This is a genomic window from Polaromonas sp. P1_E12 (assembly GCF_056405975.1).
In genome coordinates, this window is the sequence record NZ_JBFUBB010000002.1 from 285,795 (window position 1) to 307,367 (window position 21,573).

The following is a 21,573-nucleotide window of genomic DNA, read 5'->3' on the forward strand; positions in this document are numbered from 1 at the left end:
CAGCTGTTGCCCCCTGCAAGGGGGGAGGAGGCGAAGCCTCCACGGGGGTGTTCATAATTCTTCTATTCGGCGGGTCGGGTAGCTGTCCCAGGCCTGGCAGCCAGGGCAGTGCCAGAAGTGCTGCGTGGCTTCAAAGCCGCACGCGGCACAACGATAGCGCATCAACGGCTTGGTTGCCTGACCCAGCGAGCGCTGCACCAGTGCGTGATGATGCGCATCCTGGAGTTGTTCCCCTTCTATCCACTTGCCGGCGGCCACCAGGGACGCCTGGCGTTCCATATGCCTGGCATACCACTGGCGTGCCGACGCAGGGTCTTTTTCCAGTTTGACGATGGCTTCAACCACGTCAATGGACGGCGTGTTGGCGTAACTGGTCTTCAGCAACTCCAGTGCGGCGGCTTCCTGGCCGCTTGCCTGGGCGATATTGGCAAGCAGGCCGGCGGCAAGTGGCAGGCCTTGCGGTGCCAGGTCTTCCAGCTTCTGCAATGTGCGCAAGGCATCCTGGGACTTGCCGAGCTGGTGCTGCAGTTTGGCCAGGTCAATCAGTGGGCGGGCCGACACCGGGGCCATGGCGACAGCCTGCTGCAATGTCTCCAGGGCCTGGCTTGTGTCGCCTGCCGCTGCGGACGCAATGGCCTGCTCGCAAAGGTAATGCGCCTGCCGGGCACTGAAGCTGCCATGGCTGGAGGTACCCAGCCTGGCGGCGATTTCGGTTGCGTTAGGCCAATCCCGCGAGCGTTCATAAATGGACAGCAACGCAAGCCGGGCCTCTTCCTCGAACGGCGTTCCCTCCAGTTTGCGCAGCGCGATTTCGGCACGGTCGAGCAGGCCGGCTTTGAGGAAATCCAGGGCCAGTGCATGCTGGGCGCGGTCGCGCTCCGGTTGCGTCAGGTCGCCGCGCGACATCAGGTGTTCGTGCACCCGCACGGCGCGCTCGTATTCGCCGCGGCGGCGGAACAGGTTACCCAGGGCGAAGTGAAGCTCGGACGTGTCGGGGTCGTTCTGTACGGCTTCGATAAAGGCGTCAATGGCCTGGTCCTGCTGCTCATTGAGCAGAAAATTCAGGCCCTTGAAGTAGGCTTTGGGCGCCTGGCGGTTTTCGATGCGCAGTTGCCGCAAATCCAGTCGCGAAGCCAGCCAGCCCAAGGTAAAGGCGATCGGAAACCCGAGCAGGACCCAGGTGAAATCAAATTCCATGGTGGAGGGTGGAGGGGTCTTCGGTCACGGTATGGGGGCCCATGGTGGAGGAGGCATATTTCGCCGATCTGCGCTTTTTCCACCAGCGCGGCATCATGACAAGAATACCGAGCGCCAGCCCGCAGGCGAAGACACTCAGGACAACCAGCACCAGAGGTGCTCGCCACATCGTGCCAAAGAAAAAATTCACCGAAACCGTTTGCTGGTTATTCAGTGCAAAAGCAAACAGCGTAAAAAAAATGGCTGCCTTGAGCAGCCACATGAGGTATTTCACTTGGTCGTCCCCCGTGGTGGTCTCGCGATTGTAGCCAGACCACCGGGGGAAAACAGCAAGACCTTACTTCGGATCCGTGACCGCCAGGAGCTCCTGGGTACGGGCATCCACTGCTTCCCGCAACGCCTTACCCGGCTTGAAATGGGGCACCCGTTTTTCAGGGATGGCCACGCTTTCACCGGAACGCGGATTGCGGCCCATGCGAGGCGGGCGGCGGTTGATGGAAAAACTGCCAAATCCCCTGATTTCAATGCGGTGGCCGCGCACCAGGGCGTCGCTCATGGCATCAAGAATCGTCTTGACGGCATATTCGGCGTCGCGGTGCGTCAGCTGGCTGAATCGGGCTGCCAGTTCTTCGACAAGATCGCTTCGGGTCATGGATAAAGTAGCTGTACAGCGATGCAATCCGCCGGGGGCGCATCACACCGCTGCACGGTCGCCTTACTTTTCGTTGTTGTCCAGCTTGGCGCGCAACAGGGCGCCAAGGTTGGTCAGGCCGGCGCTTTCGCGCGAAGACTGCTGGCTCAGGGTTGCCATGGCTTCCTGCTGGTCGGCGTTGTCCTTGGCTTTGACCGACAGCTGGATGTTGCGGGTCTTGCGATCCACGTTCACCACGACTGCGGACACTTCGTCGCCTTCTTTCAGCACGTTGCGCGCGTCTTCGACGCGGTCACGGCTGATTTCGCTGGCGCGCAGGTAGCCGATGATGTCTTCGCCGAGATCGATTTCAGCGCCCTTGGCATCAACAGTCTTGACCTTGCCGGTCACAATCGCGCCCTTGTCGTTGATCGACACGAACGTGGTGAACGGATCGGAATCCAGCTGCTTGATACCCAGGGAGATGCGCTCGCGGTCGACGTCGACTGCCAGAACGATCGCTTCGACTTCCTGGCCCTTTTTGTAGTTGCGAACGGCGGCTTCACCGGGTTCGTTCCACGAGAGGTCGGACAGGTGCACGAGGCCGTCGATGCCGGCAGCCAGGCCCACAAAGACGCCGAAGTCGGTGATCGACTTGATCGGGCCCTTGACGCGGTCGCCGCGCTTGGTTTCCTGTGCGAATTCTTGCCATGGATTGGCCTTGCACTGCTTCATGCCCAGGCTGATACGGCGCTTGTCTTCGTCGATCTCGAGGACCATGACTTCGACTTCGTCGCCCAGTGCCACGAGCTTGCTCGGTGCCACATTCTTGTTGGTCCAGTCCATTTCGGACACGTGGACCAGGCCTTCGATACCTGGCTCGAGTTCCACAAATGCGCCGTAGTCGGCGATGTTGGTGATCTTGCCAAACAGGCGCGTGCCTTGTGGATAACGGCGGTTCACGCCCATCCATGGGTCGTCGCCCATCTGTTTCAGACCGAGTGACACGCGGTTTTTCTCGGTGTCGAACTTCAGGATCTTGGCCACGATTTCCTGGCCAGCCGTCACCACTTCGCTTGGGTGACGCACGCGGCGCCATGCCATGTCGGTGATGTGCAGCAGGCCGTCAATGCCGCCCAGGTCAACGAACGCGCCGTATTCGGTGATGTTCTTGACGACGCCCTTGACGGAGGAGCCTTCCTTCAGGGTTTCCATCAGCTTGGCGCGTTCTTCGCCCATGCTGGCTTCGACCACGGCACGGCGTGACAACACGACGTTGTTGCGCTTGCGGTCCAGCTTGATGACCTTGAATTCCATGGTCTTGTTCTCGTACGGAGACAAGTCCTTGATGGGGCGGGTGTCGATGAGCGAGCCGGGCAGGAAGGCGCGGATGCCGTTGACGAGGACGGTGAGACCGCCCTTGACCTTGCCGCTGGTCTGGCCGGTGACGAATTCGCCGGACTCCAGGGCTTTTTCCAGGCTCATCCACGAGGCCAGGCGCTTGGCCTTGTCGCGGGACAGCAGGGTGTCGCCATAGCCGTTTTCGACGGAGTCGATGGCCACGGAGACAAAGTCGCCGACCTGGACTTCGAGTTCGCCCTGGTCGTTTTTGAATTCTTCGAGCGGCACATAGGCCTCGGACTTCAGTCCGGCGTTGACGACGACGTGGTTGTGGTCGATGCGAACGACTTCAGCGGTGATGACTTCACCGGTGCGCATTTCAGAGCGCTGGAGCGATTCGTTAAATAGATCGGCAAAAGATTCAGACATGATTTTCCTCATCCACACAACAGGGTTCCAATAGCGGAATTGCTATTGTTTTTATAGCTGCTTGCGGCGGTTGCTTGCGGCCAGACGTTGAATAAGGCTGCGGGTTACGTTAATGAACCTGCTGACCAAGCGCAGGTTGCGCGTCGGGGGTCAGAAGGGCCGGGTGCCTTGCCACCAGTCAATCACCTGATCCACCGACTTTTCAATCGACAGATAGGAATTGTCCAGGGGCCGGGCGTCATCAGCAGGCTTCAAAGGGGCGGCTTTTCGCGATGAATCGCGGGCGTCACGTGCCTCTAAATCTTGCTGAATCTCGCTGATTATAGCTGAATTTCCCTTTGAAATCAACTGCTTATGCCGTCGTTCAGCGCGGTGCCGGGCGCTGGCCGTCAGGTAGATTTTGAGCGGTGCATCGGGAAAAATGACGGTTCCCATGTCCCGCCCGTCTGCTACCAGCCCGGGCAACTGCCGGAAACTGTGTTGCAGGGTCAGCAGCGCAGCGCGAACCTGGGGATGGGCCGAGACCCGGGAAGCGGCCATTCCGGCAGCTTCGGAGCGGATGGCTTCTGACACATCTTCCGCCCCGAGGAAAATCCGGTCGCCCTGAAAGCGAACCGGCATGGTGCGGGCGATTTGCGCAACAGCCGCCCCGTCGTCGAGCGAAACGTCGGCACGCAAGGCGGCAAATGCGCTCAAGCGATACAGGGCGCCGGAGTCAAGATAGTGGTAGCCGAGCCGTTGGGCCGTCAAAGCTGCCAGGGTACCCTTGCCCGAGGCAGTGGGGCCATCGACGCAAATCACCGGAATATGGTTGACATCTGCTCTGGCCACCGTGAACAGGGCCTCGAAGTAGTCCGGAAATGTTTTGCCGACACATTTGGGGTCAAGAATCCGGATGGGCAACCGGGCCGGATTGAAAGCGGCCAGCGAAAAACACATGGCTACGCGGTGATCGTCATAGGTGTGAATGGGCGCGGTTTTCCATTCGCCGGGCCGGGGCGGCGTAATTTTGAGATAGTCCGCCCCTTCCTCCACCGTGGCGCCGAGCTTTTGCAACTCGCAGGCCATCGCGGCGATGCGGTCGGTTTCCTTGACGCGCCAGCTGGCGATGTTGCGCAAGGTGGTGCATCCCTCGGCATACAGCGCCATCACGGCCAGCGTCATCGCGGCATCGGGAATATGGTTGCAGTCCAGATCAATCGCCTTGAGCGGCCAAGCACCGCGCGAGATGCGCAATGAATTGGGCGTGCTGTCGATTTGCGCGCCCATCATTCGTGCGGCCTCCACGAAACGAATGTCGCCCTGGATGGAGTCGGCCCCGACCCCCAAAACTTCTATGCCATTTTGGCCTGCAGAGCCCGATGCTATTGCGCCAAGCGCTATGAAATAGCTAGCAGAGGAAGCGTCGCCTTCCACATGGATTTCTCCGGGCGACTGGTAGCGGCTGCCGGCGGGGATGATGAACTGCTCCCAGCCTTTACGCTGCACGTCAATGCCGAAACGTTCGAGCAGCTTGAGCGTGATTTCAATGTAAGGCCGTGAAATCAGCTCCCCCACGACCTCAATGCAGATGTCGTCGACAGCCACAATGGGCAGAGCCATCAGCAGGGCGGTCAGGAACTGACTGGAAACATCTCCGCGCACCCGGATGGGCTCTTTCAGGTTCAATTGGCCGGAACGCAGGCGCAGGGGCGGAAAACCTTCATTTCCCAGGTAGTCGATGGAGCAGCCCAGCTGCCGGAGGGCATCAACCAGGTCGCCGATAGGCCTTTCGTGCATACGGGCCACGCCCGACAGCTCAAATTCTCCGCCCAGCAAGGCCAGAGCGGCCGTCAATGGACGCATGGCAGTACCGGCATTGCCCAGAAACAGCTTGACCGGTGTGTGAACGTTGCGGCCGCCAAGGCCGGTGATCATCGCGGTGCTGCCCTCTTGTTTTACTTCGCAGCCAAGCAGCCTGAGCGCCGTCAGCATCACGGCGGTGTCGTCAGACGCCAGGAGATCGTGAACTGTGGTTTCCCCGTGACTCAGGGCGGCCAGCAACAAGACGCGATTGGAAATGCTTTTGGATCCGGGCAGGCGGACAGTGCCTCCCGCTCCACTGAGGGGCGGAATGTCCAGGAACTCGATGTCGAACATGAATCGCAGGTTTATTTATGCGATTTTTGAGAAGAGATGCGCCAGTTGGCGCGCGTCTCGCTGGCTTGCTCAATGAGCGCTTCCAGGCCGTCGCCGTTGCTGCTCGAAATGAGTACTTCGAGGGACTGCAGGGTCTGCTGAAAGATCTTGGACTGCGCCAGCAACTCTTCGCGGTTGGCAATCAGGATGTCGCGCCACATTTTCGGATCGCTGGCAGCGATGCGTGTGAAGTCGCGAAAGCCGGGCCCGGCCAGGGACATGTAGTCCTTCCCGTGCTCCTGTCCGGTAATGCCGTTGATCAGTGCAAAGGCGATCAGGTGGGGCAGATGGCTGACTGCGGCGTACGCAGCGTCATGTGCCTGCGGCGACATCTTGAGGACATGGCAGCCCATGGCGGTCCATACGTCGGTGGCTTTTTGCAGCTGGACCGTGAAAGTCCGCTCTATGGGGGTCAGGATGACCTGCTTTCCGTTGTAGAGGTCGACATCAGCGTGTTCGACACCCGACACCTCTTTGCCGGTAATGGGATGGCAGGGAACGAAAGAGCCGACGTTACCCTGCAGGACCCGCCGTGCGGCATCGACCACGTCGCGCTTGGTGGAGCCGACATCCATGATCAGGGTGTTTGGGCCAACAAGATGCCGGATCGCCTTGAAGGTGGCTTCGGTTGCAGAAACCGGCACCGCCAGCAGGACAATGTCAGCCCCCGAGACCGCCAGCAGGGCGGAAGGTGCCTCTACGTCAATGACACCCATCTGGCGTGCGCGCTCGGTCGTCGAAGGCGACTTGCTGTAGCCCACCACGCGTTTGACCAGACCGGCGCGCTTGAGAGCCAGCGCAAAAGAACCGCCCATCAGGCCGCATCCAATGAGACCTAATTGTTCAAACATGTCGTGGTACCAGGAGTTTTGTGAGTTCGTGCATTAATCGCTGACAGGATAGGTTCCGAGAACCTTGTAAAAGGCGCACATTTGTTGCAGGTCAGCCAGTGCCGCCTTGACGTGGTCCTGCGACGGATGGCCTTGCAAATCGATATAAAAATAATATTCCCACTGGCCGGAGCGTGCCGGGCGCGATTCAAAGCGGGTCATGGAGACGCCGTGAGCTTTCAACGGCATCAGGATGTCATGGACGGCGCCGGGGCGGTTGGGTACGGAGACCACCAGGCTGACACAGTCTTTGCCGGAGAGGGGCGGGGAGGGTAGTGTTTGCGGCAGGCACACTACGGCAAAGCGCGTGCGGTTAAACGCGTCGTCCTGAATGGCGTGGGCGGCCGTATACAGGCCAAACTGGGTGGCGGCCCGATCACTGGCAATGCCGGCCCATGCAGGGTTGGTGGAGGCAAGGCGTGCACCTTCCGCATTGCTGGAGGCTGCCCGGCGCTCCACATTGGGCAGGTGCGTGGTCAACCAGCCCTGGCATTGGGCCAGGGCCTGGGGGTGTGCATACACGGCTTCGATACCTTCCAGGGACTCGGAAAGCCGCAGGAGGTTGTGGCGCACCATCAGGCTGATCTCGCCAACGATGTGCAGGGGAGAGTTCAGGAACAGGTCGAGAGATCGGGACACGACGCCCTCGGTCGAGTTTTCGACCGGCACAACCCCGTAGCTGGCGCTGCCGGCAGCCGTTGCACGAAAAACCTCGTCGATGCTGACACAGGGAACATGCTCGATGCTGGCGCCAAAAAACTGCAGCGCTGCCTGCTCGCTGAAAGTGCCGGCGGGACCGAGGTATGCCACACGCACCGGAGATTCCAGTGCCAGGCAAGCCGACATGATTTCACGCCATACGGCAGCAACATGTTCGTTTTTGAGCGGCCCTTGATTGGCTTGCTGGATCTGCTCAATAACCTGGGCGACGCGGTCCGGGCGGAAGAAGGGCGTACCCTCGCGCTTCTTGACTTCGCCGACCTGCTCCGCGACTTGGGCGCGGCGATTCAGCAGGGCGAGCAGTTCTCGGTCCAGTGCATCAATCTGTACGCGTAAATCTGCAAGATGGGTGGTCATGTCAGAGACCACCCGGCCATGCGGCGGGCGCTGCAGACCTGCCGGAAAGGCGAACCATAATGAGGGCGAAAAAACATTTCATCCTAGGCGTGTTTTTGTTCGAATTCTCGCATGTACTCCACCAGTGCCTGGACACCGGCCAGTGGCATGGCGTTGTAAATGCTGGCGCGCAGCCCTCCCACTGACTTGTGACCCTTGAGCTGAAGCAAGCCCCGTGCCTTGGCACCTGAGAGAAACGCGTCGTTCCGTGACTCGTCCCGCAAGAAAAATGGAACGTTCATCCGGGACCGGCAGTTTTTGTCGACCTTGTTGAGATAAAACTGCGAGCCGTCAATGGCGTCATACAGAAACTGCGCCTTGGTTTTGTTGCGCGCTTCCATTGCGGCAATGCCGGTAGCGCCGCCTTCTTGCTGGCGCTTGAGCCACGCGAAGGTAAGGCCTGCAATGTAGATTGCGTACGTGGGGGGCGTGTTGTACATGGACTGGTTGTCCGCTACGGTCTTGTAGTCAAAGGCGCTGGGGCAAATCGCCAGCGCACGGCCAAGCAGGTCTTCCCGGATGACCACCAGCGTGACACCTGCAGGCCCCAGGTTTTTTTGTGCACCACCAAATGCCAGGCCAACGAGAGACCAGTCAACCGGCCGCGATGCTACATGAGAGGAAAAATCGATGACCAGTGGCGCATCGCTTCCCAAGGCCTTAAGGTCTGGAAGGCTTTGAAACTCCACACCGTGGATGGTTTCATTGGTGCACAGGTGGACGTAGCTTGCGTCCGGCCGCAGCTTCCAGCCGGACGGAGGTGGTAGCAGCGTGTGCCCGTTGTCTGCATTGCTCGCAGCGACCTGGACATCGCAATACTTGCGTGCCTCTTTTTGCGATTTTTCACTCCAGCTGCCTGTTACCACGAAATCGGCCGAACGACCCTGCGAGACATTGAGGGGAACAATGGCATTTTCGGCAAGTCCGCCGCCCTGCATGAACAGGATCTTGAAGTGGGCCGGAATGGCCATCAGCTCGCGGAAATCGGCCTCCGCGTTTTCATAAATGGAAATGAACTCCTTTCCACGGTGACTCATCTCCATCACGCTCATGCCGCTGCCGTGCCAGTCCAGCATTTCGCCCGCCGCCTGCCGCAAGACCTCTTCGGGCAGGTTCGCCGGGCCAGCGGAAAAATTGAAAGGACGGGTCATTTCTTGGCGGGCGGCTTGCCTGCTCCCGGCGCGGGGCCGGTGCCAATGATCTTCAGCGCCACGTCGTCGAACTGCTTGGCACGTGCGAGGACGTCGGCACGCGAGGCTTCTACCAGCTTTTGTACAAAGACATTGCCCAGCTCGGGCGCCGTAGCCTGGTATTTCTTGACGGCAGGTGATTCAAAAAAAGCAGCAAGCTGCTGGAGTTCTTCCTGTGTGAACCGTTCTGCATACGCAGGTACCAGCGATTCGGCGCTGACTTTGCTAACCTGCTTGCTGATCAGCTGGCTCGCATCATCGGCATATTTCTTGAGTTCGGCGTTAAGTTCTTCAGACGCTTTTGGCTGCTTGGCTTTGGGAACATTTGCCTCCATTTTTGGAGCCCATTTAACAATGAGTTCCTGCGCCGTGGTGCCCGCAAGCTGGTTCACCAGCCGGTCAAGCTCCGGCCCTTGCTGCAGCGCGACCACTTTTTTGGCCAGCTCTGTTTTCGGATCTGCTGCTTGCGCGTGAACAGCCGTGGCGCCGCAGGCCATGGCAGCGATCGTGATAGCGGTAAGGAAGTTTTTCATCAGGTACTTTCGATGTTCGGGGTGTCTGTGCCGGTACCGGTTTCAGTATCGGGTTCATCCAGCGTGGCATCGTTTTCAACGATGCGCTGAAGGCCGCTTAATTGTGAACCTTCATCAAGGCCGATGAGCGTAACACCCTGTGTAGCCCTTCCCATTTCGCGGATTTCGCTGACGCGCGTGCGGACCAGCACGCCCTTGTCGGTGATCAGCATGATCTCGTCGTCCACGTGAACCAGTGTGGCCGCAACCACCTTGCCGTTGCGCTCGCTCTGCTGGATGGCGATCATGCCCTTGGTGCCGCGGCCGTGACGTGTGTATTCGGTGATGGACGTGCGTTTGCCATATCCGTTCTGGGTGGCTGTCAGCACACTTTGCTGCTCGTCTTCGGCGACCAGCATGGCGATCACGCCCTGGCCGTCTTCGAGCATCATGCCGCGCACGCCGCGTGCATTGCGGCCCATGGGGCGCACGTCGTTCTCATCGAAGCGCACGGCCTTGCCACCGTCACTGAACAGCATCACGTCGTGCTTGCCGTCGGTCAGCGACGCACCAATCAGGTAGTCGCCTGCGTCAAGATCGACCGCGATGATGCCGGCCTTACGCGGATTGTTAAATTCGTCGAGGGCGGTTTTCTTCACGGTGCCCATGGAGGTGGCCATGAAGACGTATTGATCAGCCGGGAAGCTGCGCTTTTCGCCCGTGAGAGGAAGGACGACGGTGATTTTTTCACCTTCCTGCAGGGGGAACATGTTGACGATGGGCCGACCGCGAGAACCGCGAGAACCGGCGGGTACTTCCCAGACCTTGAGCCAGTAGAGCCGGCCGCGATTGGAAAAGCACAGGATGTAATCGTGCGTGTTGGCGATGAAGAGCTGGTCGACCCAGTCGTCTTCCTTGGTGGCGGTGGCCAGCTTGCCGCGGCCACCGCGTTTTTGTGCCCGGTATTCCGACAGCGGCTGGCTCTTGATATAGCCGGTGTGTGAAAGCGTCACCACCATGTCGGTGGGGGTGATCAGGTCTTCGGTGCTGAGATCGAACGAGCTGTGCTCGATCTGGCTGCGGCGAGCGCCGAGCTTTGTCTGGCCGAATTCCAGCTTGATGGCTGTCAGTTCTTCGCCAATGATGATGGACACTCGCTCAGGCTTGGCCAGGATGTCGAGCAGGTCGTCGATCTCGGCCATGACTTCCTTGTACTCCGCCACGATCTTGTCCTGCTCCAGGCCGGTCAGGCGTTGCAGGCGCATCTGCAGGATTTCCTGTGCCTGTGTTTCCGAGAGGCGGTACAACCCGTCGTTGCCCATGCCAAACATCTTCTCGAGACCGTCGGGGCGGTAGTCATCGGCGTTCACCACGCCGCCATCGGCACGCGTGCGGGTCAGCATTTCGCGCACCAGGCTGCTGTCCCAGGGGCGCAGCATCAGCTCGGCCTTGGCGACGGGAGGCGTGGGGGCATTTCGGATGATGGCGATGAAGTCGTCAATATTGGCCAGGGCCACTGCGAGGCCTTCCAGCACGTGTCCCCGCTCCCGTGCCTTGCGCAGCGTGAACACGGTACGGCGCGTCACGACTTCACGGCGGTGCGACAGGAAGACCTGGATCAGGTCCTTCAGGTTGCAAAGCTTGGGCTGGCCATTGACCAGTGCCACCATATTGATGCCGAAGGTGTCCTGCAGCTGGGTCTGCTTGTACAGATTGTTCAGCACTACTTCGGGCACTTCGCCACGCTTGAGTTCGATCACCAGGCGCATGCCCGACTTGTCGCTCTCATCCTGAATATGGCTGATGCCTTCGATTTTCTTCTCGTGCACCAGCTCGGCCATGCGCTCCTGAAGCGTCTTTTTGTTGACCTGGTAGGGGAGCTCGTCGACGATGATGGACTGGCGCTGGCCCTTGTCGATGTCCTCGAAATGGCACTTGGCACGCATGACCACCTTGCCGCGGCCGGTGCGATAGCCGTCCTTGACGCCATTGATGCCGTAAATAATGCCGCCCGTGGGGAAGTCCGGTGCGGGCACGATCTCCATCAATTCGTCAATGGAGGCCCCCGGGTTTTTCAGCATGTGAAGGCATGCATCGACCACTTCGTTGAGGTTGTGGGGCGGAATGTTGGTCGCCATGCCCACCGCAATACCGCCCGATCCGTTGACCAGCAGGTTCGGCAAGCGGGTCGGCATGACCAGCGGCTCCTGCTCGCTGCCGTCGTAGTTGGGGCCGAAATCGACAGTTTCCTTGTCAAGGTCGGCGAGCAGCTCATGGGCAATTTTTGACAGGCGGATTTCGGTGTAGCGCATGGCCGCGGCGTTGTCGCCATCGACAGAGCCGAAATTCCCCTGACCGTCAACCAGCAGGTGGCGCAGGGAAAAATCCTGGGCCATCCGCACAATGGTGTCGTAGACTGACTGGTCGCCGTGCGGATGGTACTTGCCGATCACGTCGCCGACGATACGCGCTGACTTTTTGTAAGGACGGTTCCAGTCGTTGTTCAGTTCGTGCATGGCAAAAAGCACGCGCCGGTGTACCGGCTTGAGGCCGTCCCTTGCATCGGGCAGAGCCCGCCCCACGATCACGCTCATCGCGTAATCGAGGTAGCTTCGCCGCATTTCCTCTTCAAGACTGATGGGCAGGGTTTCTTTAGCGAACTGGGTCATGAGCGGCCTGGTTGGGATTTCGAGATCTTGAAGGAAACCGCTGATTTTAAGGCCGGAGTTTAAAGCGATGGCCTGTGGCGGGACAGCAACAAATGCTGAAGAATCTTAAGTCTGTGTCAGACGAAGCCGATAGCGTGCTTGAAGGTTCAGGCAGGTGTGGCACAATCGATGTAACGCTTTGAGTGATGGTCACTCACGGCGTGTAAATTACTAATCGCAGCCAGTCTGCGGCTTTTCTCTAGAGGAGAACCATGAAGAAACTCAACAAAGTGGCAATGTTGTTTGCTTCCGCAGCGCTTGTTACCGCCGCTGGTGCACAAACTATCGACAACTGGAAAAACGGTTCCAACGAACTGGTCTGGAAAAACGGTACCAACGAACTGTGCTGGCGTGACGCTTATTGGACGCCTGCTACTGCAGCGCCTGGTTGCGATGGCGCAATTGCCCCTGCAATGGCTCCTGTTGCTCCTCCGGTTGCTGGTCAAGCTGCGAAGCCTGCCCCTACTCCTGCCACTCCTCCTCCTCCTGCCGCAACGAAAGTTACGTACGCTGCTGACGCTTTCTTTGACTTCAACAAGTCAGTGATCAAGCCAGAAGGCAAAGCCAAGCTGGATGACCTGGTCGGCAAGATCAAGGACATCAACCTGGAAGTCATCATTGCCGTGGGTCACACTGACTCCGTGGGTAGCGATGCTTACAACCAGAAGCTGTCGGTTCGCCGTTCGGAAGCCGTCAAGGCATATCTCGTGTCCAAGGGCATCGAGAAAAACCGCGTCTACACTGAAGGCAAGGGCGAGAAACAGCCAGTTGCTGACAACAAGACCGCCGAAGGCCGCGCGAAGAATCGCCGCGTGGAAATCGAAGTGGTTGGCACCCGCGCCAACAAGTAATCCTTTCGGATCGCTTAAAAAACCGCGCTACGGCGCGGTTTTTTTATGCCTCAACGATAATGCGTCATGTCTATCAGCGATAACTTCGACCCCGCCGAACTGGCGAAATTCTCAGACCTGGCCCACCGCTGGTGGGACACCGAAAGTGAATTCCGCCCCTTGCACCAGATCAATCCGCTCCGCCTGGGCTGGATCGAGAGTTTGGTCCCACTTAAAGGGCTGCGTGTACTCGACGTCGGCTGCGGCGGCGGCATCCTGGCCGACTCGATGGCGCGCCGGGGCGCCGATGTCCTGGGCATCGATTTGGCGACCAAAGCGCTGAAAGTCGCCCAGCTTCACGCGCTGGAGGCACAGACCGAGGGTGTCCAATACCGTGAAATCAGCGCCGAAGCGCTGGCAGCCGAGCAGCCTGGCCGTTTTGACGTTGTCACCTGCATGGAAATGCTGGAGCACGTGCCCGACCCGTCTTCCATCGTCAAAGCCTGCGCCGCGCTGGTCAAGCCTGGGGGGTATGTGTTTTTTTCGACCATCAATCGCAATGCCAAGGCCTTTCTGTTTGCCATCGTTGGGGCGGAATACGTACTTAATATGTTGCCACGCGGCACCCACGAGTACGCCAAACTGATCAAACCCAGTGAACTGGCCGGATACTGCCGCGTCTCCGGTCTCTCGCTTGAGCAAACCCGGGGCATGGAATACAACCCCCTGACACGTCACTATTGGCTCAGTGCGGACACCAGCGTGAATTACCTGCTGGCCACGCAAAAGAGCTGAGTCTCGTTTTTACCCACATTCGCGCTACATGTTCAAAGACACCGATGCCGTGCTGTTCGACCTCGACGGCACCCTGATTGACAGTGCCCCTGATCTGGGCGCAGCGGCCGACAAAATGCGCACGGACCGTGGTCTGGAATCGCTGCCCCTTGCGCTTTACCGTCCCATGGCCGGCGCGGGTGCGCGCGGCATGATTGCCGTGGCTTTTGGGTTGACGCCCGAAGACACCGGCTTTGGCGTGCTCCGGGAAGAGTTTTTCAGCAATTACGAATCGCGCATGACCGAAAACACCTCAGTGTTTGAGGGGGTGGCGGATCTGATCGCGCGCATCGACCAGATGGGGCTCAAATGGGGCGTGGTGACCAACAAGTCCGCCCGCTTCACCATTCCGCTGACCAAGGCCATGCCTTTGTTCAATACAGCGAAAACCATCATCAGTGGCGACACCACGCCGCATGCCAAACCCCATCCGGCTCCCTTGCTGGAAGCGGCACGCCAGCTCGAGCTTGCCCCCGGGCGCTGCATTTATGTCGGCGATGACGAGCGCGACATCCTCGCAGGCCGGGCCGCGGGCATGCCCACGGTGGCCGCAGCCTACGGCTACCTCGGCAAAGCCGCCGATACCGAGGGCTGGAAGGCCGATGCCACTATCGCGGCGCCCGGCGCGCTCTTGAATTTGCTGCGAATGGCGTAAACTAGGCTTCCTGGGGCTGCATTGGTTTCGACGTGGGTTCGGACGCGGTGTGGTGCATGTCGAGCTGAGTGTGCTCGTAAAACTGATTCAAACAAACTAACTGCAAACGACGAACGTTTCGCACTCGCTGCTTAATTGCCAGTGAGCTTTACAACAGCAGGCCGATGGGCTGGGCAAGGGGTGTTTAGCGCAAGTTAAATGCTCCCGGCTGTAAAGATAATTTCATCGGCTGGCTCCGGGCTGGGTACCTTAACCCGGGGCAAGAAAATAGGGTGCTGGCGTCCTGTGTAGCGTGCGACTGCGCGACACAGGTGGCGAGACTCAAATCAGACCGCTAAACATGTAGATCTGCCCGAACAAGGCTTGCGGACGGGGGTTCAAATCCCCCCAGCTCCACCACTTCACGAAAGCCCAGCCTTTACCGGTTGGGCTTTTTCATTGGGCGCCTGTTTTCGGGGTGCCTGTCTGCTCCCTGCTCATGCCCGCCGCCCTGGTACCGGGCGACAATAGCCCCATGGCAAGCATGCAACTTCAAGAAATTCTTTTCTCTCAGGGCTTTGGCACGCGGCGCGTGTGCGCGGGGCTTATTCAACAGGGTTTTGTGGCTGTAGCGGGCGTCCCTTGTGCGGAACCAGCTATGGAATTCATAGCAGAAGGCCTGCACTTCACGGTGCAGGGCGTGGCCTGGGAGTACCACGAGAAAGCCTACCTGATGCTGCACAAACCGGCCGGCTACGAATGCTCGCAAAAGCCCAGCACCTATCCCAGTATTTACACCCTGCTGCCGGCGCCGATTCGCCAGCGCGGCGGTGGCGCGGCTGCCGGCGTGCAGGCGGTAGGGCGGCTGGACCAGGACACGACGGGTCTTTTGCTGCTGTCGGATGACGGCAAGTTCATCCACCGCATGAGTTCGCCCAAGCACCATGTGCCCAAGGTGTACGAGGTGCGGGCCAAGCACCCGGTCGACGACAAGCAAATCCAGAAACTGCTGGCTGGCGTGGTGCTGGACGACGACCCGAAACCCGTGCGAGCCGCCGCGTGTGAAAAAACTGGTGAAAACCAGCTCAGCCTGACCCTCACCGAAGGCAAATACCACCAGGTCAAGCGCATGATTGCCGCAGTGGGCAACCGGGTCGAGGAAGTGGGCGGCCTGCACCGTTCACGCATCGGTTCGTTGGATTTGCCGCCAGACCTGAAACCCGGCGAATGGCGCTGGCTGACGCCGCAAGACATGGCGAGCATTTCAGCGCCTTCGGTCAAAACTCCCTGAAACCGGTAAAAAAACCAGACCCAAACGCGGCGGCAAGCGGTTACGCTGCCAGCTTCGCAAAAAGCAAACCTGGAGGAAACATGAATCCACGCCGTCAATTCCTGAATGCCGCCGCGATCAGTGCCGTGGCCGCGCCGTCGCTGGCCCTGGCGCAGCACGCACCCAAAGCGTCGCGAGGCCCGATCCTGTTGACCGTCAGCGGGCGGATCGGCGCGGGCAACCGCGGCGCCTTCGATCCGGCGCTCGACCAGATGATGGGCAAGCAGAAAATCCAGTTCGACAAGGCCCATGTCTTTGACTTTGCCGCACTCACCGCGCTGCCGGCCGTCACCATCAAGCCGACGCTGGAATACGACAGCAAGCCACACACCCTGAAAGGCCCCTTGCTGGCCGATGTCATGAAAGCTGCCGGCGTGAAGTTGACCGACAAGACGACGCTTTTCCTGCGCGCTGTGGACGGCTACGCCGCCCAGGTCACCGCCGCCGAGGCCAGCAAGTACCGCTTCATCGTTGCGACCCACCTGGACGGCCAGCCCATGGCGCTGGGCGGGCTGGGACCACTCTGGGCGGTGTATGACGCGGACCGTTTTCCCGACATGGCTGCCAAGCCGCTGCCGGCGCGCTTTGCCTGGTGTCCCTGGGCGACGTACCACATCGAAGTCAAAGAGGCTTGAGCGGCGCCTGTTTCCCGTTGAAATGACGGTCCAGGCCTTGTTTTTCCAAATGAAATCGGTCTTTTAGCTAATAGGGACGGGCGCAAGCAGCTATAAAAAACGTAGCACCCGTCAAGCGGTTCAATCGATGTCTTTGAGAAAGTCAGTGATCGCTTCAACCGTTTTTTCAGGCTGGTCGCGCTGGGGTGAGTGTCCGCAGGCGGCCAGCCTCAGTTGCCGGGCATGGGGTGCTGCCAGCGCAATTTCGTCCAGCTGCCGCATGGTGCCGTACTCATCTTCAAGCCCCTGGATGAGCAGCAGCGGCGCCGCAATGCGCGTGCAGTCCGGCCGGATGTCAAAGTTGCGAAAGGCCGGCGACAGCCAGACATCGTTCCATTGCCAGAAAGCGACGTCCACATCGGCGTGGTAACGAGCCAGGCGCTCGCGCAAACCTCCTGATTCAAACGCGGTTCTGGCCTGGGCAATTGCCTGAACTGCGATGTCTTCGACCAGCACGTGCGGTGCCATCGCGATGCAGGCCGAAACCGGGTGCCGGCTGGCGTGGAGCAGGGCGATGCTGGCGCCGTCGGAATGGCCGAGCAACACGGGGTTTTCAACCCGCAGCGTATCCAGCAGCGCGGGCAACACCTCCCAGGCCTCGCGGTGCATGTAGTCGGGTAGCAGGCGGCCGGTGCGCTGGCCGTTCTGCTTTGCCGGTTCACCGCGTACGTTTGGTACGGGCTCTGACTGCCCATAGCCGCGTCGCGAATACACCATACCCGCCCGTCCGGTTGCCGTGCATACCGCCTGGGGCCAGTCCAGGCCGCGTTGCGTCCAGAGGCTGACCGAGCCCAGGCCTTCATGCAGGAAAACCACCGGAGCGAGGTCGGCGCGCCCGGCGATGTGCCTGACCTCCAGGCGCGCGCCGTTGATCTCCATCAAATTCATCGCTGCATCGTAAAGGATGTAAACGATTGGGCGAATCTGGCGTTGGAAAAAGGGGCCGCAGAGGACTTTTGGGCACCTTCAGGCATTTGCCATGGCTGACGCCCGGTACACTAGCCGGTTGCACGTAGAAAGACCGTTTTTGTGAATGTTTTCGTCCGTTTTGCCGCCGCCTGGCTGCTTGCCCTTGCCGGTTTGGCATGCTCCACCGCCTTTGCCCAGACGGCCGCCGCTGGTGCCGCACTTTCGGGAATCACAACGCCTGTTTTTGTGCTGAACTCGCTCGAAGACAGTGTCAGCGTGATCAACCCGGCCACCTGGACGGAAACCAGACGCATTGCCACCGGCAAGCAGCCGCATCACCTGTACCTCACGCCCGATGAAAAATCGGTGATTGTTGCCAACGCGCTGTCGGACTCGCTCACCTTCATCGACCCGAAAACCGCTGAAGTGCAGCGCACGGTGCGCGGCATCATCGACCCGTACCAGCTGCGCTTTTCACCCGACATGAAATGGTTTGTGACGGCCGCCAACCGCCTCAACCACATCGACATCTACAAGTGGGACGGCAAGGACATCACGCTGGCCAGGCGCGTGGCCACCGGCCGGACACCGAGCCATTTGTGGATCGACACCAAAAGCACCACGATTTATTCGACCATGCAGGACAGCGACGAGCTGATCGCCATCGACCTGCCCAGCCAGTCCATCAAATGGCGTGTCAAGACCGGCTCCATCCCGGCTGACGTGTACGGCACAGCCGACGACAAGCACCTGCTGGTGGGCCTGACCGGCGGCGACGCCGTCGAGGTGTATGACGTGAGCGGCGCGCAACCGCAGCGCATCAAGGTCATCAAGACCGGCGCCGGCGCCCACGCGTTCCGCGCCTTTGGCGACAAACGCCATGTGCTGGTCAGCAACCGCGTGGCCAACAGCATCAGCAAGATCGACCTGCAGACCCTGGAAGTGGTGGACAACTACCCCGCGCCGGGCGGCCCTGACTGTATCGACGTGAGCCGTGACGGCAAGCAGATACTGGTCACATCGCGCTGGGCGCGCAAGCTCACGGTGATCGACGTGGCAAGCCACAAGATCGTCCGGCAGGTCAATGTTGGAAAGAGCCCCCATGGCGTCTGGACGCTTGACCACGCACCTAGATAGGCCCCCACGCTCCCCCACTTTGTGTGGGTCGCTGCCCCCCGGGGGGGCCGCTGCGCCTGCGGCCCGGCAAAGCCGGTTCCGCGGCCCCTGCTTGCTTGAAGAGTCCCAGTGGACCGCCGCTGCACCGGGTCCGCTGCGGGCGTTACTTGCTATCATTTTTGCAGCTGCTTGCGCTCATCCTGCTTGGGCTGCAGGCAAAAACAATGCACAAAAAGCCGCACAAAATGCACCGCAGCCGGCCGAAGCGGCCTGCAAACCCGTCTACCTGACGCTGGACACTGGCCACATGGCTGTTGCGTCGCTGATGGCTGAGGTGCTGAACAAGCACAAGGTCAAGGTCACCTTTTTTGCCGCCAATGAGCGCACGCAAACCGGCGATGGCAGCCTGGGTACACAGTGGGCTGGCTGGTGGAAGGCACGGGCGGGTGAAGGCCACGAATTTGCCTCGCACACCTGGGACCACGTTTATTGGCGGGGCGATGTACCCGGCGCACCCGGTGCACCGGTGCAGTTCAAGATGCGGCCTTCTGCGGGCCCGCTGGAAGGCAAGGACTTCACCTGGACGGCGAAGCAGTACTGCGAGGAAATCGGCAAGTCCAGCAAACGCCTCGAAGAAATCACCGGAAAAAAAACACTGCCGCTCTTTCGTGCGCCGGGCGGTAAAACCTCGCCCGCGTTGCTGGCGGCGGCCAAGTCCTGCGGCTTTGAGCATGTGGGCTGGTCGCCCGCTGGTTTTCTGGGCGACGAGCTCGCCAGCGAGAGGTTCGGCAATGATTTCCTGCTGAAGAAGGCACTGCGCGACATCCGCTCCGGCGACATCCTGCTGGCCCACCTGGGCATCTGGTCGCGCAAGGACCCCTGGGCGCCTGCCGTGCTGGAGCCGCTCATTACCGGCCTGCAGTCGCGGGGCTTTTGCTTCAAGACCCTGGCTGAACATCCCCAGTACAAAGACTGGATTGCGTCGCAGGCCGCCCCGGTGCCTGCCAGGCCTTCAAAATAAGCCACATGGACTGGTTCAGCGATCTCTTTTCAATGGCGCAGCAGTGGCTGTTTGAGTCGGCCGTACAGCCGGCCATGTTTGCGCTGGGCATGGGCAATCTGCTGGAAGACGGCTACGACGCCACTGCCTGGTTCATGGTGGGCGTGATCCAGGTGCTGATATTGCTGGCCATCGTCGGCCCGCTGCAGCGCTGGCGGCCGGTAGAACCCGTGCTGGACCGGGCCACCATACGCACCGATGTGCTCTACACCCTGATCCACCGGTTGGGCCTGTTTCGCATCGCGCTGTTTTTCACGCTGGACCCGTGGTTTGACGAGGCTTTTGGCGCGCTGCGCACGGCCGGCTATGGCACTTTCCACCTGGACCAGCTCTGGCCAGGTGTGACGGACAACGCCCTCGTCAGCTTCGCGATTTACCTCGTGGTGTTTGACTTTGTGGCGTACTGGACGCATCGCGGCCAGCACCAGATCGAGTGGTGGTGGCGCCTGCATTCGCTGCACCATGCGCAGCGGCAGATGACGATGTGGAGCGACAACCGCAACCACCTGCTGGACGACATCCTGGTTGATTCCATCGTCGTGCTGGTGGCCCAGCTCATCGGCGTGGCGCCGGGGCAGTTCATTGCCATCGTGGCCTTTACCCAGCTCAGCGAGAGCTTTCAGCATGCCAATGTGCGGATGTGGTTCGGGCATGTGGGCGAGCGCCTGTGGATCAGCCCGCGCTTTCACCGCTTGCACCACAGCATTGGCATTGGCCACGAAAGCCACGGACCCAAAACACTGGGGGGCCACAACTTCGGCGTGCTGCTCCCTTGGTGGGACATGCTGTTCCGCACTGTCAATTTTGAGCAGCGTTATGACCCGACGGGCATTCGCGACCAGGTCGAAGCCAACCGCGACTACGGCAAAGGTTTCTGGTCGCAGCAGTGGCTGGGCCTGAAACGCCTCGTTGGCAAAGCCTGAACTTGCTGAGTTCTTAACCCAGCATGAGCCGCGGGACTGGCTTTGCCAGACCGCAGGCGGGCGGCCCCCTCGGGGGGCAAGGAGTTACACGCAGTGAACGACTGTGGGGGCTACACTTTCAGCATGAGCAAACTTCTTGACGCCTTCTGGCGCGCCGCGATGTATTGCCTGCACCCGCGGGTCATTGTGCTGTCGATCCTGCCGCTGGTGATCATGGGGGTGGTTTCGCTGACCCTGGGCTACTTCTTCTGGGACAGTGCTGCGGAAGCCATCCGCGTGCAACTTGGGAGCTTCGAGCTGGTTGATGCCATGGTTCGCTGGCTGGAGGGATTGGGCCTGGGCCAGCTGCAGTCTGTACTGCCCAAGGTGCTGCTCCTGCTTTTGATCATCCCCGTGATCATCATCGTCTCACTGCTCTTCGTGGCATTGCTCATGACGCCGGCCATGGTGGCCCTGGTGGCTGAACGGCGCTTTCCCCAGATGGAGCGCAAGCGTGGAGGCTCCCTGTTTACCAGCCTGTTCTGGTCGCTGGGCTCCACTTTGCTGGCCGTGGTGGCGCTGGTCGTTTCGATTCCGCTTTGGCTGATTCCACCGCTGATCCTGGTGCTGCCGCCGCTGATCTGGGGCTGGCTGACTTACCGTGTCATGTCTTATGACGCCATGGTGGACCACGCCAGCAGTGAAGAGCGGCGCCAGATATTCAAGGAGCATCGCCTGCCGCTGCTGGCGATCGGTGTGTTCAGCGGTTACCTGGGTGCGGCCCCCAGCCTGCTGTGGGCCTCGGGCGCGATGTTTGTGGCCATGGCGCCCATCCTGGTGCCGGTGGCCATCTGGATCTACACCCTGGTGTTTGCGTTTTCCTCGCTCTGGTTTGCGCACTACACGCTGTCGGCCCTGGAACAACTTCGCAAGAAGAATAATGCCCTGGCGCCCGACCCGCTTGCGCAAGCAGCTATTGAATCGATAGCAAATGAGCTGGCCCCCGATGCCCTCCCCGGGCCGGCGCCCAGCTTCGGCTCACTGGGCGGCAAGCCCGAATCACAACCCTGAACCCGTTACCTGACAAGCCTG

The 21,573-nt window shown here is 60.2% G+C and carries 20 protein-coding genes and 1 other RNA gene; 10 read left to right on the forward strand and 11 right to left on the reverse strand.

Annotation, left to right across the window (positions count from 1 at the left end; all coding sequences use genetic code 11):
- Window positions 1-51 precede the first annotated feature (51 nt).
- The 10 genes from lapB to gyrA all read right to left on the reverse strand — a co-directional run bounded on the left by lapB (window position 52) and on the right by gyrA (window position 12,153).
- Window positions 52-1,197, reverse strand: a complete 1,146-nt coding sequence (gene lapB, locus AC1D13_RS07150) for a lipopolysaccharide assembly protein LapB (RefSeq protein ID WP_477665619.1) — start codon at window positions 1,195-1,197, stop codon at window positions 52-54.
- Window positions 1,187-1,471: a LapA family protein gene (locus AC1D13_RS07155; RefSeq protein WP_457280053.1), complete on the reverse strand. Its 285-nt coding sequence runs from the start codon at window positions 1,469-1,471 to the stop codon at window positions 1,187-1,189. Before AC1D13_RS07155 ends, lapB begins: the two co-directional genes overlap by 11 nt.
- A gap of 63 nt (window positions 1,472-1,534) precedes the next feature.
- On the reverse strand, window positions 1,535-1,849 hold the full coding sequence (locus tag AC1D13_RS07160; RefSeq protein ID WP_348043247.1) for an integration host factor subunit beta: 315 nt from the start codon (window positions 1,847-1,849) through the stop codon (window positions 1,535-1,537).
- 63 nt (window positions 1,850-1,912) lie between these two features.
- Window positions 1,913-3,598 carry a 30S ribosomal protein S1 gene (gene rpsA, locus AC1D13_RS07165; RefSeq protein ID WP_457280054.1) on the reverse strand — a complete coding sequence of 562 codons (1,686 nt, stop codon included), beginning with the start codon at window positions 3,596-3,598 and terminating at the stop codon, window positions 1,913-1,915.
- Between the two features lie 150 nt (window positions 3,599-3,748).
- Entirely contained in the window at window positions 3,749-5,737 is a 1,989-nt protein-coding gene (locus AC1D13_RS07170; RefSeq protein ID WP_457280055.1) for a bifunctional 3-phosphoshikimate 1-carboxyvinyltransferase/cytidylate kinase, read from the reverse strand.
- 11 nt (window positions 5,738-5,748) lie between these two features.
- Window positions 5,749-6,627, reverse strand: coding sequence for a prephenate dehydrogenase (locus tag AC1D13_RS07175; RefSeq protein ID WP_457280056.1), 879 nt, complete (start codon window positions 6,625-6,627; stop codon window positions 5,749-5,751).
- 33 nt (window positions 6,628-6,660) lie between these two features.
- Window positions 6,661-7,743, reverse strand: coding sequence for a prephenate dehydratase (gene pheA / locus AC1D13_RS07180; RefSeq protein ID WP_457280057.1), 1,083 nt, complete (start codon window positions 7,741-7,743; stop codon window positions 6,661-6,663).
- Between the two features lie 83 nt (window positions 7,744-7,826).
- Window positions 7,827-8,933, reverse strand: coding sequence for a 3-phosphoserine/phosphohydroxythreonine transaminase (gene serC, locus AC1D13_RS07185; protein WP_457280058.1), 1,107 nt, complete (start codon window positions 8,931-8,933; stop codon window positions 7,827-7,829).
- Window positions 8,930-9,505: a DUF2059 domain-containing protein gene (locus tag AC1D13_RS07190; protein ID WP_457280059.1), complete on the reverse strand. Its 576-nt coding sequence runs from the start codon at window positions 9,503-9,505 to the stop codon at window positions 8,930-8,932. The genes serC and AC1D13_RS07190 overlap by 4 nt, the downstream gene beginning before the upstream one ends.
- Window positions 9,505-12,153 (reverse strand): DNA gyrase subunit A, encoded by a 2,649-nt coding sequence (gene gyrA, locus AC1D13_RS07195; protein WP_477665621.1) that lies wholly within the window; start codon window positions 12,151-12,153, stop codon window positions 9,505-9,507. The genes AC1D13_RS07190 and gyrA overlap by 1 nt, the downstream gene beginning before the upstream one ends.
- A 251-nt stretch (window positions 12,154-12,404) precedes the next feature.
- On the opposite strand from gyrA, the gene ompA reads away from it, so the two are divergent.
- The 6 genes from ompA (at window position 12,405) to AC1D13_RS07225 (ending at window position 16,455) form a co-directional block, all read left to right on the forward strand.
- Complete coding sequence (gene ompA / locus AC1D13_RS07200) at window positions 12,405-13,043, forward strand: outer membrane protein OmpA (RefSeq protein WP_477665622.1); 639 nt, start codon at window positions 12,405-12,407, stop codon at window positions 13,041-13,043.
- Window positions 13,044-13,109: 66 nt separating this feature from the next.
- A complete protein-coding gene (gene ubiG / locus AC1D13_RS07205) occupies window positions 13,110-13,817 on the forward strand; it encodes a bifunctional 2-polyprenyl-6-hydroxyphenol methylase/3-demethylubiquinol 3-O-methyltransferase UbiG (RefSeq protein WP_477665623.1) in 708 nt (235 codons plus the stop codon).
- 28 nt (window positions 13,818-13,845) lie between these two features.
- On the forward strand, window positions 13,846-14,511 hold the full coding sequence (locus AC1D13_RS07210; RefSeq protein ID WP_477665624.1) for an HAD family hydrolase: 666 nt from the start codon (window positions 13,846-13,848) through the stop codon (window positions 14,509-14,511).
- Window positions 14,512-14,523: 12 nt separating this feature from the next.
- Window positions 14,524-14,910, forward strand: a transfer-messenger RNA (tmRNA) gene (ssrA, locus tag AC1D13_RS07215).
- 124 nt (window positions 14,911-15,034) lie between these two features.
- Window positions 15,035-15,781 carry a pseudouridine synthase gene (locus AC1D13_RS07220; protein ID WP_477689262.1) on the forward strand — a complete coding sequence of 249 codons (747 nt, stop codon included), beginning with the start codon at window positions 15,035-15,037 and terminating at the stop codon, window positions 15,779-15,781.
- Between the two features lie 80 nt (window positions 15,782-15,861).
- Window positions 15,862-16,455: a putative pterin-binding protein gene (locus AC1D13_RS07225; protein ID WP_477689263.1), complete on the forward strand. Its 594-nt coding sequence runs from the start codon at window positions 15,862-15,864 to the stop codon at window positions 16,453-16,455.
- A gap of 120 nt (window positions 16,456-16,575) precedes the next feature.
- Here the strand turns inward: AC1D13_RS07225 and AC1D13_RS07230 are convergent, their stop codons facing one another.
- Window positions 16,576-17,382, reverse strand: a complete 807-nt coding sequence (locus AC1D13_RS07230; protein ID WP_477689264.1) for an alpha/beta fold hydrolase — start codon at window positions 17,380-17,382, stop codon at window positions 16,576-16,578.
- A gap of 141 nt (window positions 17,383-17,523) precedes the next feature.
- Here AC1D13_RS07230 and AC1D13_RS07235 point away from each other — a divergent pair, with 141 nt between their 5' ends.
- The 4 genes from AC1D13_RS07235 to AC1D13_RS07250 all read left to right on the forward strand — a co-directional run bounded on the left by AC1D13_RS07235 (window position 17,524) and on the right by AC1D13_RS07250 (window position 21,552).
- On the forward strand, window positions 17,524-18,540 hold the full coding sequence (locus AC1D13_RS07235) for a YVTN family beta-propeller repeat protein (protein WP_477689265.1): 1,017 nt from the start codon (window positions 17,524-17,526) through the stop codon (window positions 18,538-18,540).
- Between the two features lie 151 nt (window positions 18,541-18,691).
- Window positions 18,692-19,540, forward strand: coding sequence for a polysaccharide deacetylase family protein (locus tag AC1D13_RS07240; RefSeq protein WP_477689439.1), 849 nt, complete (start codon window positions 18,692-18,694; stop codon window positions 19,538-19,540).
- Window positions 19,541-19,545: 5 nt separating this feature from the next.
- Window positions 19,546-20,502: a sterol desaturase family protein gene (locus tag AC1D13_RS07245; RefSeq protein ID WP_477665629.1), complete on the forward strand. Its 957-nt coding sequence runs from the start codon at window positions 19,546-19,548 to the stop codon at window positions 20,500-20,502.
- Between the two features lie 123 nt (window positions 20,503-20,625).
- On the forward strand, window positions 20,626-21,552 hold the full coding sequence (locus AC1D13_RS07250; RefSeq protein WP_477689266.1) for an EI24 domain-containing protein: 927 nt from the start codon (window positions 20,626-20,628) through the stop codon (window positions 21,550-21,552).
- Window positions 21,553-21,573 lie beyond the last annotated feature (21 nt).

Bases quoted from the DNA above. Each gene is read 5' to 3' on its own strand.
- lapB (WP_477665619.1), bottom strand. From the start codon at position 1,197: ATGGAATTTGATTTCACCTGGGTCCTGCTCGGGTTTCCGATCGCCTTT.
- AC1D13_RS07160 (WP_348043247.1), bottom strand. From the start codon at position 1,849: ATGACCCGAAGCGATCTTGTCGAAGAACTGGCAGCCCGATTCAGCCAG.
- rpsA (WP_457280054.1), bottom strand. From the start codon at position 3,598: ATGTCTGAATCTTTTGCCGATCTATTTAACGAATCGCTCCAGCGCTCT.
- AC1D13_RS07170 (WP_457280055.1), bottom strand. From the start codon at position 5,737: ATGTTCGACATCGAGTTCCTGGACATTCCGCCCCTCAGTGGAGCGGGA.
- AC1D13_RS07175 (WP_457280056.1), bottom strand. From the start codon at position 6,627: ATGTTTGAACAATTAGGTCTCATTGGATGCGGCCTGATGGGCGGTTCT.
- pheA (WP_457280057.1), bottom strand. From the start codon at position 7,743: ATGACCACCCATCTTGCAGATTTACGCGTACAGATTGATGCACTGGAC.
- serC (WP_457280058.1), bottom strand. From the start codon at position 8,933: ATGACCCGTCCTTTCAATTTTTCCGCTGGCCCGGCGAACCTGCCCGAA.
- AC1D13_RS07190 (WP_457280059.1), bottom strand. From the start codon at position 9,505: ATGAAAAACTTCCTTACCGCTATCACGATCGCTGCCATGGCCTGCGGC.
- gyrA (WP_477665621.1), bottom strand. From the start codon at position 12,153: ATGACCCAGTTCGCTAAAGAAACCCTGCCCATCAGTCTTGAAGAGGAA.
- ompA (WP_477665622.1), top strand. From the start codon at position 12,405: ATGAAGAAACTCAACAAAGTGGCAATGTTGTTTGCTTCCGCAGCGCTT.
- ubiG (WP_477665623.1), top strand. From the start codon at position 13,110: ATGTCTATCAGCGATAACTTCGACCCCGCCGAACTGGCGAAATTCTCA.
- AC1D13_RS07210 (WP_477665624.1), top strand. From the start codon at position 13,846: ATGTTCAAAGACACCGATGCCGTGCTGTTCGACCTCGACGGCACCCTG.
- AC1D13_RS07220 (WP_477689262.1), top strand. From the start codon at position 15,035: ATGCAACTTCAAGAAATTCTTTTCTCTCAGGGCTTTGGCACGCGGCGC.
- AC1D13_RS07225 (WP_477689263.1), top strand. From the start codon at position 15,862: ATGAATCCACGCCGTCAATTCCTGAATGCCGCCGCGATCAGTGCCGTG.
- AC1D13_RS07230 (WP_477689264.1), bottom strand. From the start codon at position 17,382: ATGAATTTGATGGAGATCAACGGCGCGCGCCTGGAGGTCAGGCACATC.
- AC1D13_RS07245 (WP_477665629.1), top strand. From the start codon at position 19,546: ATGGACTGGTTCAGCGATCTCTTTTCAATGGCGCAGCAGTGGCTGTTT.
- AC1D13_RS07250 (WP_477689266.1), top strand. From the start codon at position 20,626: ATGAGCAAACTTCTTGACGCCTTCTGGCGCGCCGCGATGTATTGCCTG.